23 protein-coding genes are annotated in these 21,432 nt (G+C 59.2%); 1 reads left to right on the top strand and 22 read right to left on the bottom strand.

All coding sequences use genetic code 11. The features are described 5' to 3' along the window. Positions 1 to 3: 3 nt before the first annotated feature. The gene (locus VFQ24_16360) at positions 4 to 984 is read left to right on the top strand and encodes a bifunctional riboflavin kinase/FAD synthetase (protein ID HET9179929.1); all 981 of its coding nucleotides are present in this window, start codon (positions 4 to 6) and stop codon (positions 982 to 984) included. A gap of 36 nt (positions 985 to 1,020) precedes the next feature. Here the strand turns inward: VFQ24_16360 and VFQ24_16365 are convergent, their stop codons facing one another. From VFQ24_16365 to dapA, 22 genes are all read right to left on the bottom strand, one after another. Beyond that, positions 1,021 to 2,454 carry an amidase gene (locus tag VFQ24_16365; GenBank protein ID HET9179930.1) on the bottom strand — a complete coding sequence of 478 codons (1,434 nt, stop codon included), beginning with the start codon at positions 2,452 to 2,454 and terminating at the stop codon, positions 1,021 to 1,023. Between the two features lie 140 nt (positions 2,455 to 2,594). Next, positions 2,595 to 2,849 carry a hypothetical protein gene (locus VFQ24_16370; protein HET9179931.1) on the bottom strand — a complete coding sequence of 85 codons (255 nt, stop codon included), beginning with the start codon at positions 2,847 to 2,849 and terminating at the stop codon, positions 2,595 to 2,597. A 3-nt stretch (positions 2,850 to 2,852) separates the two neighbouring features. After that, entirely contained in the window at positions 2,853 to 3,335 is a 483-nt protein-coding gene (locus VFQ24_16375; protein HET9179932.1) for a glycine/sarcosine/betaine reductase selenoprotein B family protein, read from the bottom strand. A gap of 113 nt (positions 3,336 to 3,448) precedes the next feature. After that, positions 3,449 to 4,618 (bottom strand): flavodoxin-dependent (E)-4-hydroxy-3-methylbut-2-enyl-diphosphate synthase, encoded by a 1,170-nt coding sequence (ispG, locus tag VFQ24_16380; GenBank protein ID HET9179933.1) that lies wholly within the window; start codon positions 4,616 to 4,618, stop codon positions 3,449 to 3,451. 43 nt (positions 4,619 to 4,661) lie between these two features. Beyond that, entirely contained in the window at positions 4,662 to 5,990 is a 1,329-nt protein-coding gene (gene rseP / locus VFQ24_16385) for an RIP metalloprotease RseP (GenBank protein HET9179934.1), read from the bottom strand. A 19-nt stretch (positions 5,991 to 6,009) separates the two neighbouring features. Beyond that, a complete protein-coding gene (gene dxr, locus VFQ24_16390) occupies positions 6,010 to 7,203 on the bottom strand; it encodes a 1-deoxy-D-xylulose-5-phosphate reductoisomerase (protein HET9179935.1) in 1,194 nt (397 codons plus the stop codon). Next, complete coding sequence (locus tag VFQ24_16395) at positions 7,203 to 8,021, bottom strand: phosphatidate cytidylyltransferase (GenBank protein HET9179936.1); 819 nt, start codon at positions 8,019 to 8,021, stop codon at positions 7,203 to 7,205. Before VFQ24_16395 ends, dxr begins: the two co-directional genes overlap by 1 nt. A gap of 49 nt (positions 8,022 to 8,070) precedes the next feature. Continuing rightward, the gene (locus tag VFQ24_16400; protein HET9179937.1) at positions 8,071 to 8,823 is read right to left on the bottom strand and encodes an isoprenyl transferase; all 753 of its coding nucleotides are present in this window, start codon (positions 8,821 to 8,823) and stop codon (positions 8,071 to 8,073) included. Positions 8,824 to 8,891: 68 nt separating this feature from the next. Then, complete coding sequence (locus VFQ24_16405) at positions 8,892 to 9,719, bottom strand: TIGR00282 family metallophosphoesterase (GenBank protein HET9179938.1); 828 nt, start codon at positions 9,717 to 9,719, stop codon at positions 8,892 to 8,894. Positions 9,720 to 9,811: 92 nt separating this feature from the next. Continuing rightward, complete coding sequence (locus VFQ24_16410; protein ID HET9179939.1) at positions 9,812 to 10,108, bottom strand: cell division protein ZapA; 297 nt, start codon at positions 10,106 to 10,108, stop codon at positions 9,812 to 9,814. Between the two features lie 58 nt (positions 10,109 to 10,166). Beyond that, a complete protein-coding gene (locus VFQ24_16415) occupies positions 10,167 to 10,433 on the bottom strand; it encodes a hypothetical protein (protein HET9179940.1) in 267 nt (88 codons plus the stop codon). A 20-nt stretch (positions 10,434 to 10,453) separates the two neighbouring features. Beyond that, positions 10,454 to 12,514 carry a phenylalanine--tRNA ligase subunit beta gene (gene pheT / locus VFQ24_16420; GenBank protein HET9179941.1) on the bottom strand — a complete coding sequence of 687 codons (2,061 nt, stop codon included), beginning with the start codon at positions 12,512 to 12,514 and terminating at the stop codon, positions 10,454 to 10,456. A gap of 62 nt (positions 12,515 to 12,576) precedes the next feature. Beyond that, a complete protein-coding gene (gene pheS, locus VFQ24_16425) occupies positions 12,577 to 13,722 on the bottom strand; it encodes a phenylalanine--tRNA ligase subunit alpha (GenBank protein ID HET9179942.1) in 1,146 nt (381 codons plus the stop codon). Between the two features lie 63 nt (positions 13,723 to 13,785). Further along, entirely contained in the window at positions 13,786 to 14,148 is a 363-nt protein-coding gene (rplT, locus tag VFQ24_16430) for a 50S ribosomal protein L20 (protein HET9179943.1), read from the bottom strand. A 230-nt stretch (positions 14,149 to 14,378) separates the two neighbouring features. Beyond that, the gene (gene rpmI / locus VFQ24_16435) at positions 14,379 to 14,585 is read right to left on the bottom strand and encodes a 50S ribosomal protein L35 (GenBank protein HET9179944.1); all 207 of its coding nucleotides are present in this window, start codon (positions 14,583 to 14,585) and stop codon (positions 14,379 to 14,381) included. Between the two features lie 2 nt (positions 14,586 to 14,587). Continuing rightward, positions 14,588 to 15,238 carry a translation initiation factor IF-3 gene (gene infC / locus VFQ24_16440; protein ID HET9179945.1) on the bottom strand — a complete coding sequence of 217 codons (651 nt, stop codon included), beginning with the start codon at positions 15,236 to 15,238 and terminating at the stop codon, positions 14,588 to 14,590. Positions 15,239 to 15,309: 71 nt separating this feature from the next. Then, positions 15,310 to 17,247 carry a threonine--tRNA ligase gene (gene thrS / locus VFQ24_16445; GenBank protein HET9179946.1) on the bottom strand — a complete coding sequence of 646 codons (1,938 nt, stop codon included), beginning with the start codon at positions 17,245 to 17,247 and terminating at the stop codon, positions 15,310 to 15,312. Positions 17,248 to 17,441: 194 nt separating this feature from the next. Further along, positions 17,442 to 18,080 (bottom strand): class I SAM-dependent methyltransferase, encoded by a 639-nt coding sequence (locus VFQ24_16450; protein HET9179947.1) that lies wholly within the window; start codon positions 18,078 to 18,080, stop codon positions 17,442 to 17,444. A gap of 157 nt (positions 18,081 to 18,237) precedes the next feature. After that, a complete protein-coding gene (locus VFQ24_16455) occupies positions 18,238 to 19,212 on the bottom strand; it encodes a hypothetical protein (GenBank protein ID HET9179948.1) in 975 nt (324 codons plus the stop codon). A gap of 168 nt (positions 19,213 to 19,380) precedes the next feature. Then, entirely contained in the window at positions 19,381 to 20,253 is an 873-nt protein-coding gene (locus VFQ24_16460) for a 2,3,4,5-tetrahydropyridine-2,6-dicarboxylate N-succinyltransferase (protein HET9179949.1), read from the bottom strand. After that, positions 20,253 to 20,489: a ChpI protein gene (locus VFQ24_16465; protein ID HET9179950.1), complete on the bottom strand. Its 237-nt coding sequence runs from the start codon at positions 20,487 to 20,489 to the stop codon at positions 20,253 to 20,255. Before VFQ24_16465 ends, VFQ24_16460 begins: the two co-directional genes overlap by 1 nt. After that, positions 20,486 to 21,385, bottom strand: coding sequence for a 4-hydroxy-tetrahydrodipicolinate synthase (gene dapA, locus VFQ24_16470; GenBank protein ID HET9179951.1), 900 nt, complete (start codon positions 21,383 to 21,385; stop codon positions 20,486 to 20,488). Before dapA ends, VFQ24_16465 begins: the two co-directional genes overlap by 4 nt. Between the last annotated feature and the right edge of the window lie 47 nt (positions 21,386 to 21,432).

Consider the following 21,432-nt stretch of genomic DNA (forward strand, 5'->3'; position numbering starts at 1 on the left):
CCCATGCGAGTTGTCCGTGAGCTTTCTGAACTGCGTGAGCCTCTTCAAAAGAGCGCTGTGACCATCGGCAGCTTTGACGGAATTCACCTGGGCCACCGCGAGTTGCTCGCCCGTGTGGTGGACTCGGCCCGAGAACTTAATGCGACTTCCGTGGTCGTCACATTCGACCCGCACCCGGCACAAGTCCTCGCTCCCGAGCACGCGCCGAGAATCCTCACTCCTCTTGTTGTGAAAGCCCGTCTGATTGAGCGGGAAGACATCGATCTGCTCATGGTTTTGCGTTTCACGAGGGAACTGTCTTTGCTGTCTCCGGCGGAATTTGCCGCCAGTATTCTGATGGATAAGCTTCATGCCGCCATCGTTCACGTGGGGTCAAATTTTCGATTTGGCCATCAACGCGCTGGAGATACAACTGTGCTCGATGAACTCGGCAGGAAAAGTGGTTTCCGCGTCGAAACCCTGCCTATGATCAAGGTGCGCGGCCATCGAGTCTCAAGCAGCCAGATTCGCCAGTTTCTTTCCGAGGGCCGCGTGGTAATGGCCGGCCGGATGCTCGGCAGGCCGTATGCGGTGAGCGGGATAATCGCGGCAGGGGAAGGCGTGGGCCGCAAGCAGACAGTACCGACGCTCAATCTCGGGCCGGTGGAGCAGCTTCTACCGCGAATCGGCGTTTATGTCACGCGCACCCTTCTGAACGGCACGCTTTACGATTCGGTGACGAACGTCGGCCACAAGCCCACTTTCGGACATCATCGCCTGACGGTCGAGAGCTTTCTCCTGGATTTTTGCGGGGAAATCGCTTCTGAAGAAATGCAGGTTGAATTTCTACATCGGTTGCGCGACGAAATCAAATTCCCAAATGCCGAGGGCCTCAAGCGTCAGATACAGCAGGATGTCCAGAGATCACTGAAATTCTTTCGGCTGACGAAGAGGTTGGGCGGGGCATTGCCCGAGTCCCGCCGTTCCACCCCGGCCCACACATAACCAATCAGGGATGTAGGGATCTGCTCGCGACCCGCCTCAGCCCTGAACAGGCGGCCGGCGGTGGTCCCAGGGGCGTGAGGCTTCAAGCTGTGCCGCAAGCCGGAACAGGGTCCCCTCCTCCCCAAAGCGCCCAAAAAAGTGCGCCCCCACCGGCAAGCCTTCCTTGTTCCAATAGAGTGGGACCGACATCGCGGGCTGCCCCGTGGCATTGGCAATGGGAGTAAATGGAACGTAGTCCACCGCACGGCGAAATCCCCGCATGGGATCATCCGGAGTTGCGTCGAACGAGCCGAGCAGCAAGGGCGGTTCGGCAAGCGTGGGAGTCAACCAGACATCGAATTTCTCCATGAACCGGCCAATTTGGCGTGCAATCTGCTGCAAAATCGCCTGGGACATCAGATACGCCGGTCCTGTCGTGCGATGGCCCGTTTCATAAAGCGCCCACGTCAGAGGCTCGAAGCAATCCGGCTTCGGTGTGCTCCCGGCCAACAGCGCAAATCCATCGATGGCGGCGGCACATCCTGCCGCCCAAACAGACGTAAATGCCTGGACCAGCAATGCGCCGTTTATGTCCGGAGATCCCTCGCTCACCTCGTGCCCAAGATCAACGCACAAACCAGCAGCATCGCGGACCGCCTCCACACAATCGGGATGAATCTTCGCCCCGGTGGGCGCCCTGGTTGAAAAGGCAATGCGGAGCCGACCGGGATCGATTGCAACTTCCTCAGCGTAGGATCGAACGGGAGGCGGCGCCCAGTACGGGTCGCCGACTTCGGGCCCAGCAAGGCAATCCAGCAGGGCGGCGCTGTCCCTGACGGAGCGCGAGACCACATGCTCGGCAACTAGACCCCCCATGATGTCGCCCAGCTCCGGCCCCAGAGGGTTGCGTGCCCGGGTGGGCTTGAGTCCAAAAACCCCACAGCAGGAGGCCGGGATGCGAATGGAACCACCGCCGTCATTCGCATGTGCCACAGGCACGATGCCCGCCGCCACAGCGGCCGCCGATCCACCGCTCGAACCGCCCGTCGAACGCTTAAGGTCCCAGGGGTTTCGCGTCGGGCCGAACGACAGCGGCTCCGTCGTCGGAACAATCCCGAGTTCAGGAGTGTTCGTTTTGCCAACGATAACCAATCCCGCCCGCTTTAGCCTGCGGACGAGTTCGCTGTCGTGGTCCGGCACGAAATCGCGCAAGAACGCGCTGCCACACGTCATCCGGACACCGGCATAAGACGCCACAAGGTCTTTCAAAAGGAAAGGGACCCCACGGAACCGGCCCTCAGGCAAAACTCCCTGAGCAGCTTCCCTCGCCTGCTCATACATCGGTGTGACCACCGCGTTCAAAACGGGATTCATTCGCTCGATTCGTCCGATTGCAGCGTCCACCAGCTCGACTGGCGTGACTTCCTTCCGCCGCAACAGTTCCGCCTGCCGGGTTGCGTCCATAAAGGCGAATTCCTGGAACTTTGCCATCGTCCCTCACCTCCGTCTCCAGGGAGCTACATTTCGAAAATTCTGGCCGGCGCCACAGCAAACGCCAACTATGGAATCGATATGAAAAGCGCGGAAGTCTTTCACCTCTTCTGAAGTGCCAGACCAAAACCGCGGCGGGCTCAGCCCGACACAAAGTCCTGCAGAATCGGAAGTTCATCCGTGCTTTGCAGCAAATTCAACGCCGCCCGGACAACCTGCTGCTGAAGCCTTGCGTCATTTGGCTCGCCCAGCGGGTAGCCCAGCGGAAATGGCACGTGCAGGCTTCGCGGAGGTCTCACTTTCCTGGTGACCATCTTCAGAAGCGACAACCCGATGGTGGCGATTCCGGCCTGTTCAATGATACCAGCGATCAGCCCGACCGACTGATTGCACATGGGTCAGGTCGGCACCAGGAAAGCAGCGTCCACCCGATCCTCGCGCAGCATCTCTCGGACCCGCGGCGCGGAATCTTTAAGCAATTTACCGGGCGCCGAAATCGAGCCCATAAAACTAAAGTGCCGGTGGTTCAACCCTCCGATTTCGCCCCGCTCCTCAAGCTCCCGGAATCGGTCAAGCGGAAACACCAGGTTTGCGTCCAACCTGGCGCCCGTCTGGTCGAAATCAGAACTCCTGTGGGAGATCCTCAGGTGACGAACGTCAAGCGTGTTGGGCAACTCGCGAAAGGAAAAATCACCGCCGCGAAAAGCCAGGTCAAATGGGGGCTGGCCGGGAAGGTGTACACCTGCAGAAGTAATGAGGGCAAGCCTGCACTGTGTTAGCGGTTTTGCGAGCCGCGCGCCCGGCGACCAATCCACCTTTCGGAAGGGGTAGGTCTCAACGAAAAGCCGGTGTGTAAGTGGAAGGTCTTCAAGGCGCGCCATGTTGGGAAAGGGCCCGCAAAGCCGAGTTCGACACGAGCGGTCGCGCGGGCCGGCGGAACAGACCACAATTCTCCGGCAGCCGCGAGAATGGGACAGGGCATAGATTCCCCGGCCTATTGGAGGCTGACGAGGGGGCTTGAAGGAGCAGGAGCTTCTTCAACAGACTCGTGGGTGTCCGTCACTCGGCCGGCGGTCTTGTCCGCCACAAAACGCTCAATCTCCTCGAGCAGCGCAGGAACGATTTCATCTTCACTCACGCGTCGGATCGCTTTCCCCTGGCGGTAAATCATCCCATTGCCGCGTCCTGCAGCTACACCCAGGTCGGCTTCGCGCGCTTCACCCGGGCCGTTGACGGCGCAACCCATCACCGCCAGCGAGAGCGGCATCTTGATGTGAGAAGTGGCCTGCTCGATTTCGCCCGCGATCTTGAAGAGGTCAACTTCCAGACGACCGCAGGTGGGGCATGCAATCACCACCGGCCCGCGGCTGCGGAGCTCCAGCGATTTCAGCAGCTCATACGCCACTCGAACTTCTTCCCGGGGATCGGTGGCCAGCGAAACCCGAATCGTGTCGCCAATGCCTTCGGCCAGCAGCATGCCCATACCCACGCAGGACTTGACCGTACCGGAAAACTGCGTCCCCGCCTCGGTGATGCCAAGGTGAAACGGGTAATCGCAGCGTTGGGCCAGCAGCCGGTAAGCTGCCACTGTGAGCTTAACGTTTGAGGATTTCAGAGAAACGATGGTGTCACCAAAGCCCAGATCTTCCAGGATTCGGATGTGATATTCCGCGCTCTCGGCCATCGCTTCGGGAGTCGGAAACCCGTATTTTTCCAGCAGCCGCCGCTCGAGCGAGCCCGCATTCACTCCAATCCGGATCGGCACCTTCTGCTCCTGCGCGCGCCGCACCACGGTGCGGACCTTCTCCGCGTCACCGATATTGCCGGGATTAATGCGCAGCTTGTCAATTCCCGCATCCAGAGCCATCAGTGCGAACTTATACTGGAAATGAATGTCCGAGACCAGCACGGAATCGGGACATCTCTTCCGAATGTCCTTCAAGGCTTTTGCCGCTTCAACATCAGGCACAGCCAGACGCACGACTTCGCATCCAGCCTCCTCCAGTTGCTGGACCTGCTCAACCGTCTTGTCAACATCGCGCGTGTCCGTCTTGGTCATGGACTGCACGACAATCGGGGCATCCCCGCCAATCGTGTATCGACCCACTTTCACCGGCCGGGTTTTGCGTCTGCCAGGAAAGAACTCTTTATCGCTAAAGTTCACGGTTAACCGTCCCTGTTCGAAGTTCGAACCGGTGCGCCCGCCGTCAGGAAGGACGCAGCGTCTTCATAATATCGTTATACATCACAAACACAAAGAGGAGGACTATCAGCACGACCCCCACCTGGATAACCCGCTCCTTGACGGCCAGGCTCAGATCGCGCCGCATCAAGCCCTCGATCGCCAGCATGAAGATATGCCCGCCGTCCATCACAGGAATTGGCAGCAGGTTAACGATTCCCAACTGCAGGCTGATGAAGGAAACGAAGAGCAAAAGGTCAGCGATTCCCCGGCGGTAGGCTTCACCGGAAATCTGAGCAATTCCAATCGGCCCGGCAAGCGACTTCGTGGACATCTGGCGGGTCACAATTTTTCCCAGTACGTCGAATGTTTCCAGAAAATACCGGTAATTCGCTGTGACGGCGTATTCCACAGCCGTTACGGGCGGCAACCTGCGGACTGCAAACTCCGTCTGGCGGATCGTCACTCCAATCCGCCAGGTCTTCAGGCCCATCACGTCTGTATATGCCGGCTTCACCTGCACCTGAAATTGTCTTTCGCCGCGTTGCACCGTAAGGTCAGCAGGCTGGCCTTTACTGTCCCTGAGGTCCTGGACAATCAGCGCCCAGTAATAAATCGGTTTGCCGTTCAGGCCGACAATCATATCGCCTGATTCCAATCCTGCCTCGCTGGCTGGCTGGCCTGGCTCCGCGCTGTCAATCACCAGGGGGACGTAAGGATACCATCCGGCGACACCCGCGCCATCCGGGCCTTCGGTATGCGGAGTGAGGCTCATGTGCAGGACCTGGCCGCTGCGGTCAACGGTGAGAGGAATGGGATGATCTGCGCCCGTCAGGACCTTGAATTTAATGTTGCGCCACTGGGGATCCTTGACGCTGTCAAACTGTACGACCTTGTCCCCGGCCTGGAGCCCGGCATCTGCTGCCGCTGAACTTGGCTCGACGGCGCCGATCACGACGGGCTGGTCCTCATATGCCGGCCTCTCGAAATGGAACATGTAAAGCCCGGCAAGGACCACCACGGCCAGGACGAAGTTCATCATCGGACCCATCAGGATGATGACGAATCGCTGCCAGCGCGGGCGGCTCAGAAACTCGCCCGCATCACCGGTCAGGACGGCCGTGGGATCATCGCCTGCCATTTTGACATAGCCGCCCAGCGGCAGGACGCTGACCCGGTAATCGGTCCCACCTCGCTCGAATCCAAAAATTCGCTTGCCGAAGCCCAGCGAAAACGTTACGACGCGTACGCCAAATCCCTTGGCCGCCAGAAAATGGCCTGCCTCATGAACAAAGACCATCACTCCCAAGACCAGGATGACGACAACGACGTCAGTGAAAAAGCTTGAAACCATGAGCTAACCTTTCTTCAGTTCACACAACCGTGTACGGATGCGCCATCGAAGCCACTGACTCGCGCGCATATAACCGCGCTTGCCGGTCGCTTTCCAAAACGTCTTCCATGGTGTTTGGATGACCCGAAGGGGTCTCGCGCATCACCTTTTCAATCACACGGGGTATATCGGGGAAACGCAGTTCACCCCTCAGAAACGCCTCCACGGCGACTTCATCGGCGGCATTCAGCGCGCAGGGCGCCACCCCGCCCTGCTCAAGCGCGGCCCTTCCAAGGTCCAGGCACGGGAAGCGGCGCCCGTCCGGTTCCCTGAAGTGGAGACTTCCGGCCGCAATCAAGTCCAGCAGAGGCAGGTGCCCATCGGCATCCATACGCGCGGGGTAGGTGAGCGCGTATTGAATGGGAAGCCGCATGTCGGCGACGGAGAGCTGGGCCATCACAGAACCGTCGCAGAACTCGATCATGGAATGAATGATCGATTCGGGATGGATCATGACGTCAATCTGCTGCGAGGGAAAACCAAAAAGCCAGTGGGCCTCAATGATTTCAAGGCCCTTGTTCATCAGGGTGGCGGAATCGATGGTGATCCGGCCTCCCATCTTCCACACCGGATGCTTGAGCGCCAGCTCAGGAGTCACATCCTCCAGGCGCCTTCGAGCGGTCTTGAGAAAGGGGCCGCCGGAACCCGTCAGGATCAACCGTCGGACTTCCCGATGGGCCCCCGACCGCAGGCATTGGTGGATGGCGCAGTGTTCGCTGTCAATCGGAAGCACCTCCACGCCGCGCTCACGCGCAGTGCGGGTAACCAGTTCGCCAGCCACCACCATGACTTCCTTGTTGGCCAGTCCTACCGCCTTACCCGCGCAGATAGCCTGATACACAGCCACAAGGCCGGTGGTGCCATGGGACGCCGCAACAACGAAATTAACATCGGGATGATGGACCGCCTCAAGCTGGCCTTCGGTCCCGGCCAGAATCTGGACGTTTTCACAGAAGCCCAGTGCCTGGAGGCGGCCGTGCAACGCGGAGATCGAGGCCGTATCCGCCACCACGGCCACAGAGGGGCGGAACTCGGCAATCTGGGCGGCCAGGACCTCCAGATTTTTGCCTGCAGAAAGCGCGGCCACGCGAAAACGGTCCTCGCGCCCCCTGACCACGTTGAGGCAGTTTTGACCGATCGAACCGGTCGAGCCCAGAATGCACAGTCCCTTCATCAATGCCAGAAGTCCTTCAGGCGCCAAGCCAACCATAAGGTCGGGGCGGCAAACAAGAGGCTGTCAATTCGGTCAAGCAATCCACCGTGCCCGGGAAGGATCGTTCCCGAATCCTTCAGGCTGGCAGCCCGTTTGAGGGCAGATTCCACAAGGTCGCCGGCCTGTCCGGCCAGGGCAACCACGCCTGCTATCAGGATAACTGTTTTTTGGTCGCCTGTCTGCCAAAACCAATATGTAAAGCCCAAGGCAGCCAGTACGCCTCCGGCAAGCCCAGCGACAGCCCCCTCAACAGTTTTTTTGGGAGAAATGGATTTTGCCAGGGGTATTCGCCCCATCGCGCGCCCAACGGTGTACGCAAAGATGTCTCCCGCCCAGACCACCAGGAAAAGCAAGATGACGAGGCGCAGGCCGGTAACCGGTTCGGCAAAACGTAGAGGAATAATCCATGAAAAAGCAAACCCTATATAAAGAACCCCCAACAATGTGGAAGCCAGCCCGCCCGTGTACGTTTTCAGGTCAGAGACCCTGGCTAGACCAACAATCGGGATTGTCAGAACCAGCACCAGCAGCAGCGTCGATTCGCTGAGCGCAAACCCTTGGAGATCAGCGTATTGGAACAGGCAAAGCAGCCCTGCCCCCAGGTAGCCCATCCAGGGCCAGCCCCCCAAGCCAGCCTCTCTGCTGATGTGGAAATACTCGTGAAGGCTGATCATCACGGTGGCCAGCACGGCGAGCGTAAACAACCATTCACGGTCCTGAACGATCAGGTACACAGCAACAAGAGCCAGTGGTAACCCGGTTAGAATCCGTCGCTTCATGGGATCAACGGGAAGGGGTCAGGCAGTGGTCCAAGAAATGCCTGCAACATCAGCGTAGCCCGCCATAGCGGCGCTCCCGCCGCTGGAAATCGATGACAGCTTGCAAAAGTTCGCGCTCCGTGAAATCCGGCCACAGGATATTGGTCACCCATATCTCGCTATAGGCAACCTGCCAAAGGAGAAAGTTACTCAACCGCATCTCGCCGCTGGTGCGAATCAGAAGGTCCGGATCGGGCAGATCGCGGGTGTAGAGGTGGCGGCTGAAACTCTCCTCGGTGATGGACCCAGGATCAAGCGCTTCGTTCCTTTTCAAGTCGGTCGCCAGGCTCCGGACGGCGTCAATCAGCTCGGCCCGTCCGCCATAGTTCAGGGCCAGAGTCAGTTTCAAGCCCGTATTCGACCTGGTCTTATCGACCGTCTCGCTCAGGTCGCGCTGCACGGTTGCCGGCAGGCTCTCAACCCTTCCGATGGCGTTGAACCGGATGTTATTCCGGTTCAGTTCCGCAATCTCCTTCTTCAGGAACTCGCGGAGCAAACCCATCAGAAGCTTCACTTCCGTTCTGGGCCGCTTCCAGTTTTCCACCGAAAAGGCGTAAAGAGTAAGGCAGGGAATCCCCAGACGGGCACAGGCTTCAACCACCTGCCGCACCGCTCCAATGCCCGCCCGATGCCCCGCAATCCTGGGCAAATGCCGCTTCCGGGCCCATCGGCCATTGCCGTCCATGATCACAGCGATGTGGCAGGGCAGCCGTTCCAGGTCGATTTGTGATAAAAGATCAGGGTTGGACGTTCTGGTTTTCACGGCGGGGCCCATCGTCTGCCAGCCTGTTCACTCATGAGTTAACACACTAACACAGGCATGAACTCACTTCAACTGGCGGACGGCCGTGGCTCGCTGCCGCCCTGTTTCCGGACCACTCTCTCGATCGAAACCGCGCGGCCCGTCCCGGCATCGGCCTCCACCAACACCCCGCAGAGCCGGACGTCCCCGTTCGCAACGTCGAACCTTTCGGGAAGCTGGCTCAGGAATTTCCGGATGGCGATATCCTTATCAATTCCGATCACCGATTCATAGGGACCCGTCATTCCGAGGTCAGTGATGTAGGCGGTGCCGGCAGGCAAGACCATCTCGTCCGCTGTGGGAACGTGAGTGTGCGTTCCCACCACCGCGGTGACACGTCCATCCAGGTGCCATCCCATGGCGAGCTTTTCTGAGGTGGCCTCGGCATGTATGTCCACAAAACGCAGTTTCACCGATGCTGGAATGCTTTCCAGCAGGCTATCGACAGTCCGGAAAGGACAATCAATCGCCGGCATGAAGACGCGCCCTTGCAGATTGATCACGGCGAACTCAAGCCCCGCCCGGGTTTTGCCTACGTAGAGACCTCGCCCGGGCACCTGCGGCGGATAGTTCGCGGGACGAAGCAGAGGGCCGTCAGAGTGTTCCGCCAGATAGGGAAAGATTTCCTTTTTGTCCCAGATGTGGTTTCCCGTGGTGAGGACAGCGATGCCAAGTCCCAGCAACTCGTCCACCAGGCCCGGAGTAATGCCGAAACCCGCCGCTGCATTCTCGCCGTTGGCTAGCACCAGGTCGGGCGCATATTGCGACAAAAGCTCCGGCAGGCGTTCTTTCAAGATGCTTCGCCCCGGCCTCCCGAAAATGTCGCCGATGTAAAGAATTCGTACAGTGTCTTGCAAAACTCTCCTGGGAGACAGCGGCGCGATGAAGGAATCGGCGCCGCGCACGAAAAAATCGGACCAATTCAGCCATGCGGAACGGTGGCGGGTAGTCAGACAGCGGGCTTCAGCAGCCGGTCCAGCGCCGCGTTGTACTCGCCGAACTTCTGCTCCACTTGCCGCGTGGTCGCTTCGTACCTGGACTTCATCTGATGGTATTCATCTGCGATATTAAGCGCTGCGAGCACCGCCACCCGCAACGAATCCACATTGTGACTTCGCGTCGCAATCGAGCGCATTTTGCCGTCCACATATTGTGCCAGCTCTTCGAGATAAGCTGAATTCAGGCCCTTGACGTGATACTCCTGATCGTAAATTTCGATTCGGACGGAACCTGTTGGATTATCCAAGCGCCCTCCTTTCTGCCCATTGCCGATTGTGCGCAGCGGGGCCTCTGTGAACTGCGAATTATTGGTCCGCCGTGCCGTCGCCCGTCAATTGCTCGATCTGGCCCAGCAGCTTCTCAATGCGAGCACGGACTTCTTCCCGTTCGCGCCTCAATACCTTGACCTCATTCTGCAGCGACTCCAGACGCTCCTGACTGCCGCCCTTGTCCCGCTTCAGTGATTCAACCGTATTCTGAAGATCACGCTTTTCTGCAACAGCGCGTTTGAGGACCTCGCCGGCCCTGGCCAGTTTCTCTTCCAACTGCTGGAAACTTTCGTTCAGATCCATGGGTGCCCCGTTCCCTCCGTTTATCCCTGCGCCCGAATTTGAATCCCCAAGGGCTCAAGGGCGTCAATAATTCGACGACTTTGAAGTTCAACCTCATCGCCCGCCAGCGTGCGCGTCGGACTTTGAAATGTGATGCGCAACAGCAGGCTCGCGTGCCCCGCTGGAATCGTGCCTTCCGGGAGTTCGTGACTGGAACGGCGTTCAACCGGCTTCACGGATTGCAGGTCCTCAATCCCCAGCCCTCGAATCGCTTCTTCCAGCCGCCCGTACGAGGTGCTGCCGGGCAGCACCAGCGAAAAGTCGCGCTCGACTGGCGGAAATTTTGAAATCGACTTAAAACTTTTCTGGTTTAAGGGGGCCCGCAGCAAAGCGTCCAGATCGAGTTCCGCCACCCACACGGCCTGCCGCAGTTTGTAGCCGCGCGCCAAGCCTTCATTCAGGCGACCCAGCATGGCAATGGCTCCGTCCGCCGCAAGGAACCGGCCGGCAAGCCCTTCCTCGAGGTATTCAATTTGAAAGGACTCAAATCTGAGCCTGGGCAAATCAAAATCGTCCAGCACCTGTTCGACCTCACCCTTCAAATCGAAAAAGCTGATCGCCGGTCCTTTGCTGTCTACTGTCCCGGGCTCGCGGCTCCCAGTTGCACCGAGCACCAGCACACGGCGCTCATCGGGCAGTCCCTTGTCCTCCGCGCTGTAGACCTTTCCCATCTCAAAAAGGCGAAGGTCGCTGCGGTAACGGTCGAGGTTCCACTTCACCGTATGGATCATACTCGGCATCGCGGAGGACCGCATGACGGAAGCATCCTGGCTGAGCGGATTCTCCAGAATCACCGGAGGACGGTCCGTGAATCTCGCGTTCTCCTCTGGATCGACCATGGCAGGGGGAATAATTTCACGGTATCCGAGCGCCACCAGCGTGCCACTAATTCTGAGTTCTTTCTCCCGAGTCTCGTCCGTGGCGAGCCGAGGCGGTGCGCGGCGCACTCGAGCGGGTAACCGGTTGTAGCCGTAGTGGCGGGCCACTTCCTCAATCAGGTCGACTTCCCGGTCCACGTCCAGGCGTGCCAGCGGTGGCGTCACTCGCCAGCCCTCGGTTCCCCGGCGCTCAACCTTAAAGCCGAGCGCGCGAAGCACTCGCTCGACTTCCTCCCAAAGGACTTCCTCCCCCAGAATGCGGTGGATTTCCTTTCGCCGTAGTTCGATATGGGTCCGCCACCGGGGAACGGGATAAACATCGATCGCCCCGCGCAGGACCTCGCCACCTGCGAGCTGGGCAATCAGAATCGCCGCGCGGTCAAGAGCTACCGGGGCCATCTCAATGTCGGCGCCGCGCTCGAAGCGGTGTGAAGCTTCCGTGTGCAGGCCCTGGGATTTCGAAGTGCGTCTGACGCTCGCAGGATCGAACCAGGCGCTCTCCAGCAAAACCGTATGAGTGCGGCCGGAGATCTCGGATGCTTCACCGCCCATGACACCCGCCAGAGCAACCGGGCGACTGGAGTCCGCAATCACCAGGTCGCTGGCCGCAAGCGTTCTGTCTACGCCGTCCAGGGTCCGCAAATGTTCTCCCGGCCGGGCGGATCGGACCACCACTTTGTGCCCTTCAAGGCGCATCAGGTCAAATGCGTGGAGCGGATGGCCCAGCTCCATGAGTACGTAGTTGGTAGCATCGGCAACATTGTTGATGGGGCGCTGGCCGATGGCCTCGAGGCGCCGCGCCAGCCACTCCGGCGAAGGCTTAACCTCAACGCCGCGGACCACGCGGCCGCAATAGCGCGCGCAGAGCTCCGGATTCAGAATCTCGATGGAGGCCTCGGTGGATGCCGGCGCGCTGATTTCCTTGCAAGTGAACTGGAGCGTCGCCAGCCGCTTGCGATAGAGCGCCGCAACTTCCCGCGCTATGCCGTAATGGCTTAAGCAGTCGGGCCGGTTGCTGGTGACTTCCACCTCAAACACGACGTCTTCACCCACCGCCCGGAACGATTCCGCATTCAGACCTATGGAAATGAGGTCGGCCTTCAGGCGGCGGGCATCCACCGGAATTTCCACGAATTCTTTCAACCAGTTCAGGGAGACCTTCATTTGCGATTCTTCAAAAAAGAACTGCGATCACCCGCGCAAGCCAGCGGCAGGAAATGGGGCTGTCAGAATTGCTCCAGAAACCGCACGTCACCCTGGTGGAAAAGCTGGATATCGTTGATGTCATACTTCATCATCGCAAAGCGCTCAACGCCCAGCCCGAACGCCCAGCCGGAGTAGCGCTCCGGATCGATGCCGCCGTGCCGCAGCACGTCCGGGTGCACCATTCCGCAGCCCATCACCTCAACCCAGCCGCTCTCCTTGCAGACCCGGCAGCCTTCCCCGCCGCAGAAGACGCAACTGATGGACAGGTCACCGCTGGGCTCCGTAAAGGGGAAGAAACTGGGAGAAAAGTTGGTCTTGATCCGGTCGCCGAAAAATTTTTTTGCAAAATAATCCAGCGTTCCCTTCAAGTCTGCAAAGGTGACGTCGGTATCAACCGCCAACCCCTCCACCTGGTGGAACATGGTGGCGTGTGTGGAGTCCGGGTTGTCGTGCCGGTAGGCCTTCCCAGGACAAAGGATATAAAGTGGCGCCCCGTGCTTCTCCATGGCGCGAATCTGCACCGGAGATGTGTGGGTGCGCAACACGGTTTCAGAATTCACGTACAGCGTGTCCCAGTCATCCCGCGCCGGATGGCTATCGGGAATATTGAGCGCATCAAAATTGTAATAGACCGATTCGATTTCCGGCCCCGACTCGATGGAAAACCCAAGCCCAAGAAAGATATCTTCGATCTCCCGCATCACCTGAGTAACGGGATGGACGGAGCCCAGCGGTCTTCGGTAACCCGGCAGCGTGAGGTCGAAACAGCTCGCGGCAGGACCGGCATCGGCGGCAGCTCCGCGCGCCCGCGCCGCGCCGCCACGGACCGGGACCTCCTGAAGAAGTTCCTCAGCATCAACGGAAGCCGCATGCCGGCGCAGTTCATTGAATGCGCGGCCCACCGCAGGCTTTAGTTCTTTTGAGGCCGTTTTCAGCCAGTTTTCGTCGATCAGCGAGACGATGCCGCCCTTGCGTGCCAGCCAGCGGTCGCGCAGGTCCTTGACCTTCTGGCCGCGCTCCCGCTCATCGGAGGCGCCCTGCGCAACCAGCGCCTGCCGCTCGTCGTCCAGATGCGCCGCAACCTCGGCGAACAACTCGCTGATGGCCTCAGGAGTACTGATGCCGAGGTCCTTCAGTGTCTTGGCGGCCTTGTGAGCGATCAGCATCCTTGGCCGCGTTCCAGCTTTCTTTGGGGGAATCCGATTTTCAATTTCGGATCCGGACATATCTTAGCCTGCCTTCAAGGCCGTCTTCACCCGGGCTGCGAGCCCGGCAAAAGCCGGCTGGTCCATGGCAGCCATCTCGGCGAGAGATTTGCGATCAAGCTCCACGCCCAGTTTTTTCAACCCGTGAATAAACTGGCTGTAGGTCAGCTCGTGCTGCCGCGCGGCCGCGCCAATCCGCACGATCCAGAGACGGCGAAAGTCCCGCTTCTTGCGCCGGCGGTCACGATAGGCAAAGCGCCCCGCGCGGTCCGCGGCCTCTTTCATGAATTTGTAGAGCTTGCTCTTCTTGAGGAAATAGCCTTTGGTGAGCTTGGCGAGCTTCTTGCGCTGGGCGCGGCGCACAGTTCCGCGCTTGACTCTTGGCATGGGTTTACTCCTTTCAGAGAATTTCGGGGCAGCAAAGGCACCCTGCCCTTAGCCCTTCCGCACCCGCAAAACACCGCTTACAGCAAGTAAAGCATTATAGATCAGGTGTGCCGTTCCGGTGTAGTGGCACTTACGAGACTCCGCCGGCAAGCTCGAATGCCCCTCCACGCCGCGTGCCACACCAGCACCCGTCCAGATATTCTCTTGAGCGTGTATTCAGAAAGATTAGCTTAGCGGCCGTACGGCAGCATGGCCTTCACGTGATGGACATCAGCGCCCGCGATCACGGAGGACGCTCCGAGCTTCCTTTTGCGCTTCCGCGTCTTTGAGGTCAGAATGTGGCGGGCTCCTGCGTGGCCGCTCATCACTTTTCCGCTGGCAGTCAGCTTGAACCGCTTGGCAGCGCCCTTATGCGTCTTCAGTTTCATCTTAGGCAAAACTATCCTCCGGAGGTTTCATGCACGGGCGCAGGTTTCGGCTGCTCCTGCTCCTGCGGCTGCTGTGCGCGTTGGCTGGCTGGGCGCGCGGGAGACTTCCCCGCTTTAGCCGTGGGCTTTCTTGGAGAAAAGATGGCCGACAAGTTCGGCCCCTCCTGCCGCGGGCCGATCTCCAGTTGTCCTATTTCGCTGAGGTCTTCTGCCAGGCGCCGCATCATTTCCCAGCCCAGGTCCCGGTGCGCGTTTTCGCGCCCACGAAACATGATGGCAGCCTTGACCTTCGCTCCTTCCTTCAAAAACTCAGTGATGCGGTTCCGCTTGGTCTCATAGTCATGGACCGAGATGCGAGGACGCATCTTCACTTCTTTCAGTCCGGCGGCCTTCTGGTGCTTGCGGGCTTCATGCTGCCTTTTGCTCAGTTGGTACAGGTATTTGCCGTAATTAATAATGCGGCAGACGGGCGGATTTGCCTGAGGCGCCACTTCCACCAGGTCGAGACCTTGTTCCCGTGCAATCTTCAAGGCTTCAAAGGGCGGCATCACTCCAACCTGGTTGCCATCCTCGTCGATCAGACGAATTTCCCGGGCGCGAATTCTATCGTTGATTCGAACGAAATTCCGACTGATAAATGCCCTCCTGGTCCCATGGACCATTTTAGCTCAGAACAATGTTGGTACTTCTTGCCTTAAGGTAAGTCCTGATTTTATCGTCCACTTTCCAAAGTTTACCATTTATTGGCCCGTGTGTCGATAAGTTCGCGAAGGTAAGATTTGAACTCCGAAAGAGGGCGGAAACCCGCGTCGCCCGTGTCCCGTCTCCGCACGGCCACCCCTTCGCCCTGCGCCTCGCGGTCGCCCACTACCAGCATAAAGGGGACGCGCTGGAGCTGCGCATCGCGGATGCGAGCGTTCAGTTTTTCGTTCCGGTCGTCCAGCTCCACGCGGATGCGGGCGGCGCGCAGCTCGGCGGCCACTTGGCGGGCGTAATCCATGTGCTTTTCGCTGATGGGCAGCACCACCGCCTGCACGGGCGCGAGCCAGACCGGGAACGCGCCCCCGTAGTGCTCAATCAGGACGCCAAAAAACCTTTCAATGGATCCCAGGAGCGCCCGATGGACCATCACAGGCGTGTGCGGCTTGCCGTCCGCGGCCGTGTATTCCAGTCCGAACCGGCGCGGCAGGTTGAAATCAAACTGGACCGTCGTCAACTGCCAGGGCCGTCCGATTGCGTCCACCAGCTTGACGTCGATTTTCGGACCGTAAAACACAGCTTCGCCCGGCATGTACTTGTAGGGAATCTCCATCCTCTTGAGCGTGTTCATCAACGCGCCTTCGGCCAGGTTCCATTCCTCCACTGTCCCGGCGTAGTGCTCAGCATGCTCGGGATCACGCGCGGAGAGTTCCACCTCAAACCGGTCGAAGCCAAATGTCTGGAGGACCAACTGGGCGAATTCAATGCAATCCTGGACTTCGCCTTCGAGCTGCTCCGGCATGCAGAAGATGTGCGCGTCATCCTGCGTGAACCCGCGCACGCGCAGCAGCCCGTGCATCACGCCCGAACGCTCGTAGCGGTAAACCGTCCCAAGCTCCGCCATACGAATGGGCAGCTCACGATAGCTGCGGCGGCGATCCTTATAGATAAGAATATGGCCCGGGCAGTTCATCGGCTTGAGCTGATAGCGGTCATTTTCCACTTCCATCGGCCCGAACATGTTCTCGCGGTAAAAATTGGTGTGGCCGCTGATTTCCCATAAATGGAGCCGCATGGCGTGCGGTGTATAGACCATATCGTAGCCATGCGCGATAAGCTGCTCGCGCAGCCAGTCTTCGATCTCCTTGCGGATGATGCCGCCCTTGGGATGCCAGAAAATCAGGCCCGGCCCAGCATCTTCCTGAATGCTGAACAGGTCCAGTTCCTTGCCGAGGCGCCGGTGGTCGCGTTTCTTCGCTTCTTCCAGCTTGTTGATGAACTCGTCCAGATCTTTCCTGGAGAAAAACGCCGTGCCGTAGATCCGCTGCATCGGGTGCGACTTCTCGTCGCCCTTCCAGTGCGCTCCGGCAACGCTGAGCAGCTTGAACGCCTTGATCCGGCCTGTTGAAGGAATATGCGGGCCGCGGCAGAAATCCAGAAACTTCCCCGTCCTGTAGGCCGAGAAGACCGGCTCCGCCTTTTCCTCAATCAGCTCACACTTCAGGAACTCGCCCATCTTCTCGAAAATCTTCAGCCCCTCCGCCTTGGGGAAATAGACCCGTTCGTACGGGATGTCGGCGTCCGCCAGCTCCTTCATTTTGGCTTCGATCCGGGCCAGGTCAGCCTCGGTAAAAGGTTTTTCGCGGTAGAAATCGTAAAAGAATCCCGTATCCGTCGGCGGTCCGATGCCGGGGTGCGCGTCCGGGAAAAGCTCGAGTACCGCAGCCGCCAGCAGATGAGCCGAGGAGTGCCGGTAGATCGTCAATCCTTCCGGCGATGAAGGCGTTATCACCTGGAAAGCGCTATCGGCTTCGAGAGGCGCGCTCAGATCCACAAGGCGATCATCCACTTTGGCTGCCAGCGCCACCTTCGCAAGCCCCGCTCCGATCGATTGCGCCACTTCGCCAGCAGTTGTGCCCTGTGGATATTCTTTTTGAGTGCCGTCTGGCAAGGTAACCTTAACGTTTCCCATTACTTAGAAGTCTTCTCCCATAAAAGAGTAAAGCGATACGATAACAGAGAGATTTCCAACCGGTCAAACCTATTCGCACTGTCATTGCGGGCGAGCCTCTAATACTCGGCAACTTGAGCCGAGCCTGTGTTTCGGCACTGGTCCGCACGCGTGGCGGCGGCTTTACGCCGCCATATGGCGAGGTAAACTCGCCGCTACACAGGCGACGAAATGGGAGCAGAGAAAATCCCCATCCAAAATCCTTTGCGTCCGGGCAGTAGACGGGTTGTCCGGTGAATCATGTGGAAGCCACGCTCATCGAGTTCTTGGCAAAGACAGGCGGGACTGACCAGTGAAAAGTGAGGCTTTAGCTCGCGGATGGAAGAAAACCGGCTCGCAACCTCTGGTTCTCCGCCGTCGGCCGGCAACTGGAGCACAACGGATAAGTTCCCGCCGGGAGCGGCTATCGATGTGGCGTTCTCCAGGCAGCGTCCAATTCCCACGTGCTCAAAAATCAAAGCCGCATGAACAAGCTGGACAGGTTCCAGGTCAACAAGCTTTTCAGACAAATCGGCGCAGCGGAGATCAAGACCTGGCAAACCCGGATAGCGCCGACGGACAGCTTCGAGGTATACGGGGTTCAGGTCGATTCCAACAACCCGGCTGGTGATGCCCCTGTCTATGTGGTCGAGTCCGTTTCCACCGGCAATTCCCAGTATCGCAACCGATTTTGGACGGCAGCGTCGCACCACTGTTGAGAACAGGTCTGAAAGGACCTCCAGTTGACCTACGCGCACAGAAATCATGTGTCGCTCGTACTCGGAGAGAGGCACGGCCAGCCACGGGTTCGACATTCCGATGTTTTACCTCGCCAAAGCCGCAAAACACCATCCGAACAGCGCCCTTATGTCGCCGAAGTTTTCGAAGGCGGGCCGCAACCTGCACGGCCATTACGTCCCAGCCAGGACTCTGGGATACTGAAATCGGAGCGCTGTTCGATATCGGCGTGAATTAAGACAGCGATTCGCTCGTCGCGCCAGTTTCGGCCCGGCGTAAGGCAGGAAAGGTGATCTGGGGCATTGCACCATTCAGCTCCTGTGCTCCCAGATTGGTTGGCCTGAACGTCCCGTAAGTTGATGCGGTCCCGTTCTCCAGGAAGCACTGCCGCACAGCCTGGATGGCCCGGTCCGCATTCTGCCGGCTCAAAATTCCCACACCGGGGCCAGACCCGCAGACGAAAACTCCCATCACTCCGTCCATACTCACTTTGAGAGCTTCTTCCAATCCAGGCGCCGTCTTCCGATTCGCTGGAGATCCCACGGGATCCAGTCCCGCTGTGGTGCGCCGCCCCGGCAGCGAAAACAGGTCTGCGAGCGCCCGGGCACGCTCAAAGTGGAACGACGCATCCTGCCCGGCGACCTCCGGCGTGTTCCCGCCTTCGGCAGCCGCAACGAGCGACCCAATTTCCGGGGTAACAACGCTCAGCACAACATCTCCAGGCACAAAGGTCCGTCGAACCACCCGCACCGGCCCTTCCCCCACGCAGGCCACAAACCCGCCGTGCCAGGCGGCGTGCAAGTTGTCCATTCGCGTTTCGTAAATCTGCGCCAGTTCAAAAAGCGTCTTTTCGTTCATTCCCAGCCCATAGAGCCTGTCCGCCGCAATCAATCCGGCCAGCACCGCCGCGGTGCTCGAGCCCATTCCCACTCCTACCGGGACGGAACTGTAAATTTCAAAATCCGCGCCGCTGAATTCCAAGCCTTTCAAATGGAGAGCTGTTTCCATCGCCCGAACCACCAGGTTGGTTCGGTCACGCCGTACGCGATCACCGTTCTCACCGAAGTATCGAATGCCGACATGGCCGTCCAGCCTGGGAGTGACTTTCATGTTAAACATGGCATCCAGCGTCAGCGCGGCGCAGTTCATCGCGCCGGCAAAATTCCCCACCGTGGCTGGCGCCTTGACCAGAACGGATCGCGATTGCATGGGATTTCTCCTTATCCGCCAAGCATAGGGTCCCAGTCGCCTGAAAGTGAAATTCCAAATTTTTATTGCCAGGATAGCTTTCAGTTATCGCCGCGGCCAGAAGCGCGAAGGGGTGGTCCGCGCCCGCGAAGTGCAAGCAACCAGGTTGCTCCCAGCCATCGCAGCTCCTCAGCGAAGCAGATCTTCGAGCCTTACGGCCTGGTCCGTTTTTTCGTCACGGTACTTGATGATGACCGGCGTGTAAAGCGAAAGGTTCCATTCTTTTCCGCGTCCGTGCGTCACCGCGCGCGCCCCGGGGACCACCACCGCACCAGCAGGGATCATCAGCGGCCGCTCGCCTTCGCGGCGATAGACCGCGTCACGCACCAGATCATAAACCGGCGTCGAGCCTGTCAGAACGGTTCCGGCGGCCAGCACCGCTTCTCTGCCCACCACGGCGCCCTCGTAGACGCCGCAGTTGCCTCCCACGAGCACGTCGTCTTCAATAATCACTGGCAGCGCGCCCACCGGCTCCAGCACTCCACCGATCTGCGCCGCCGCAGACAGGTGGCACCGCTTGCCGATCTGTGCGCAGGAGCCCACCAACGCGTGAGAATCAATCATCGTTCCGTCGTCCACATAGGCGCCCGCGTTCACGTACATGGGCGGCATGCAGGTAACGTTCCTGCCGATGTAGCAGCCGTCGCGGATGGATGAGCCGCCCGGTACCACGCGAACATTCTGCCCAGCGGGAATCTGCTTCAACGGATACGTCTGCTTGTCGCGAAACTGCAAGCCCGCCGGCGGCATCTGCTCCGCGCGCCCAATCCTGAATCCCAGCAAAATGCCTTTCTTCACCCAGGCGTTCACTTTCCAGCCGGTGGGCGATTCCCCATCCGGTTCGGCCGCGCGCACATGGCCCTCGTTCAAGGCCTTTTTGAATTCCTCAAACGCAGTGAAATATTCCTCGCCGTAGTGGTCCGACTGCCGCGCGAAAAGTTCTTCAATGCGCTGCTGTAGTGTCATAGGCGCTCTTGCTCCGATCGCTTCACTGGCTCGCATCACCACTCCTCCCGGTCGATCGCCTCGCTCTGCAGGCGCGCGAGAACCGGATCGAGGGCCGAATCCTCCCCGGCGTAAACGGCATCGAGCGCCCTTTTGATATTCCTGGCGCGCTGCGATTTCAGATAGGAAGCAAGGGCCATGGAATAAAAGCGGCTCCGTGAAATCCTTCGGCGCGCCGCTTCGCGTTCAGCAGCCTGGAAGAGCGGATCGGGGATGGAGATTGTCGTTTTCAAACCTTCTGTGTCTGGAGAAGCCCCTGTTCCACCAGAACTTTTTCCAGCCTGGCGCGGTTTTCCGGCTTCATCGCGCACATGGGAAGCCGGTAAACCTCTTTGATCTTCCCCATCATGGCGAGCGCCGCCTTCACCGGAATGGGATTCGTTTCGATAAAGTTGATCTGCATCAGCGGCAGGAGGCCCGCGTTCAGCTTGCGCGCCTCGTCGTAATTTCCTTCCAGCATCAGGCGGGTCAGGGCGGTCATCTGCCGCGGGACCTCGTTCGAGATCACGGAGATCACTCCTGCCCCACCCAATGCCATCAGTGGAAACGTAAACGCGTCATCTCCCGAGAGGACCCTGAAATTCGGGGGGACAAGGCGGAACACTTCCATCTGCTGCGTGATGCTCCCGGACGCTTCCTTGATGCCCACGATGTTCGGAATCTCCGCCAGCCGCGCCACTGTGTCCGGCAGGATGTTTGAAGACGTGCGTGACGGCACGTTATAGAGGACCACCGGAAGGTCGGTGGATTCGGCAATCATAGCGAAATGCTGGTACAAGCCTTCCTGAGTAGGCCGGTTGTAGTAGGGCGCGACGGACAGGATCCCATCCACGCCCAGCGTCTGGAGGTCCTGTGCCAGGCTGCAAACCTTTTTCGTGTTGTTGCCGCCCGCGCCCGCGATCACCGGAACTTTGCCTCGCGCTTCCTCCACAACCACGCGGACCACGCCGAGATATTCTTCGTGCTCGAGCGTCGGCGCTTCTCCGGTGGTCCCGCAAGGGACGAGGAAGTCGATGCCCTCGCTGAGCTGAAAATCAATCAGTCCTCGCAGCGCATCAACGTCCAGAGTGCCGTCGTGTAAGAAGGGCGTCACCAGCGCGGTGCCGCAGCCCCGAATGTCGAATCTCATAAAGGCCTCCTCCAGCCCCAAACCGTTTTCTGTGGAAAATACGATTA

It is taken from the genome of Terriglobia bacterium (assembly GCA_035712365.1).
Classification (GTDB): domain Bacteria; phylum Acidobacteriota; class Terriglobia; order UBA7540; family UBA7540; genus SCRD01.

What these genes read in the sequence shown, in the direction of transcription:
- VFQ24_16360 (HET9179929.1), top strand. Translation starts at nt 4, where the DNA reads ATGCGAGTTGTCCGTGAGCTTTCTGAACTGCGTGAGCCTCTTCAAAAG.
- VFQ24_16365 (HET9179930.1), bottom strand. Translation starts at nt 2,454, where the DNA reads ATGGCAAAGTTCCAGGAATTCGCCTTTATGGACGCAACCCGGCAGGCG.
- VFQ24_16370 (HET9179931.1), bottom strand. Translation starts at nt 2,849, where the DNA reads ATGTGCAATCAGTCGGTCGGGCTGATCGCTGGTATCATTGAACAGGCC.
- VFQ24_16375 (HET9179932.1), bottom strand. Translation starts at nt 3,335, where the DNA reads ATGGCGCGCCTTGAAGACCTTCCACTTACACACCGGCTTTTCGTTGAG.
- rseP (HET9179934.1), bottom strand. Translation starts at nt 5,990, where the DNA reads ATGGTTTCAAGCTTTTTCACTGACGTCGTTGTCGTCATCCTGGTCTTG.
- dxr (HET9179935.1), bottom strand. Translation starts at nt 7,203, where the DNA reads ATGAAGGGACTGTGCATTCTGGGCTCGACCGGTTCGATCGGTCAAAAC.
- VFQ24_16395 (HET9179936.1), bottom strand. Translation starts at nt 8,021, where the DNA reads ATGAAGCGACGGATTCTAACCGGGTTACCACTGGCTCTTGTTGCTGTG.
- VFQ24_16415 (HET9179940.1), bottom strand. Translation starts at nt 10,433, where the DNA reads ATGGATCTGAACGAAAGTTTCCAGCAGTTGGAAGAGAAACTGGCCAGG.
- pheT (HET9179941.1), bottom strand. Translation starts at nt 12,514, where the DNA reads ATGAAGGTCTCCCTGAACTGGTTGAAAGAATTCGTGGAAATTCCGGTG.
- pheS (HET9179942.1), bottom strand. Translation starts at nt 13,722, where the DNA reads ATGCTGATCGCTCACAAGGCCGCCAAGACACTGAAGGACCTCGGCATC.
- rplT (HET9179943.1), bottom strand. Translation starts at nt 14,148, where the DNA reads ATGCCAAGAGTCAAGCGCGGAACTGTGCGCCGCGCCCAGCGCAAGAAG.
- infC (HET9179945.1), bottom strand. Translation starts at nt 15,238, where the DNA reads ATGGTCCATGGGACCAGGAGGGCATTTATCAGTCGGAATTTCGTTCGA.
- thrS (HET9179946.1), bottom strand. Translation starts at nt 17,247, where the DNA reads ATGGGAAACGTTAAGGTTACCTTGCCAGACGGCACTCAAAAAGAATAT.
- VFQ24_16450 (HET9179947.1), bottom strand. Translation starts at nt 18,080, where the DNA reads ATGTCGAACCCGTGGCTGGCCGTGCCTCTCTCCGAGTACGAGCGACAC.
- VFQ24_16455 (HET9179948.1), bottom strand. Translation starts at nt 19,212, where the DNA reads ATGCAATCGCGATCCGTTCTGGTCAAGGCGCCAGCCACGGTGGGGAAT.
- VFQ24_16460 (HET9179949.1), bottom strand. Translation starts at nt 20,253, where the DNA reads ATGCGAGCCAGTGAAGCGATCGGAGCAAGAGCGCCTATGACACTACAG.
- dapA (HET9179951.1), bottom strand. Translation starts at nt 21,385, where the DNA reads ATGAGATTCGACATTCGGGGCTGCGGCACCGCGCTGGTGACGCCCTTC.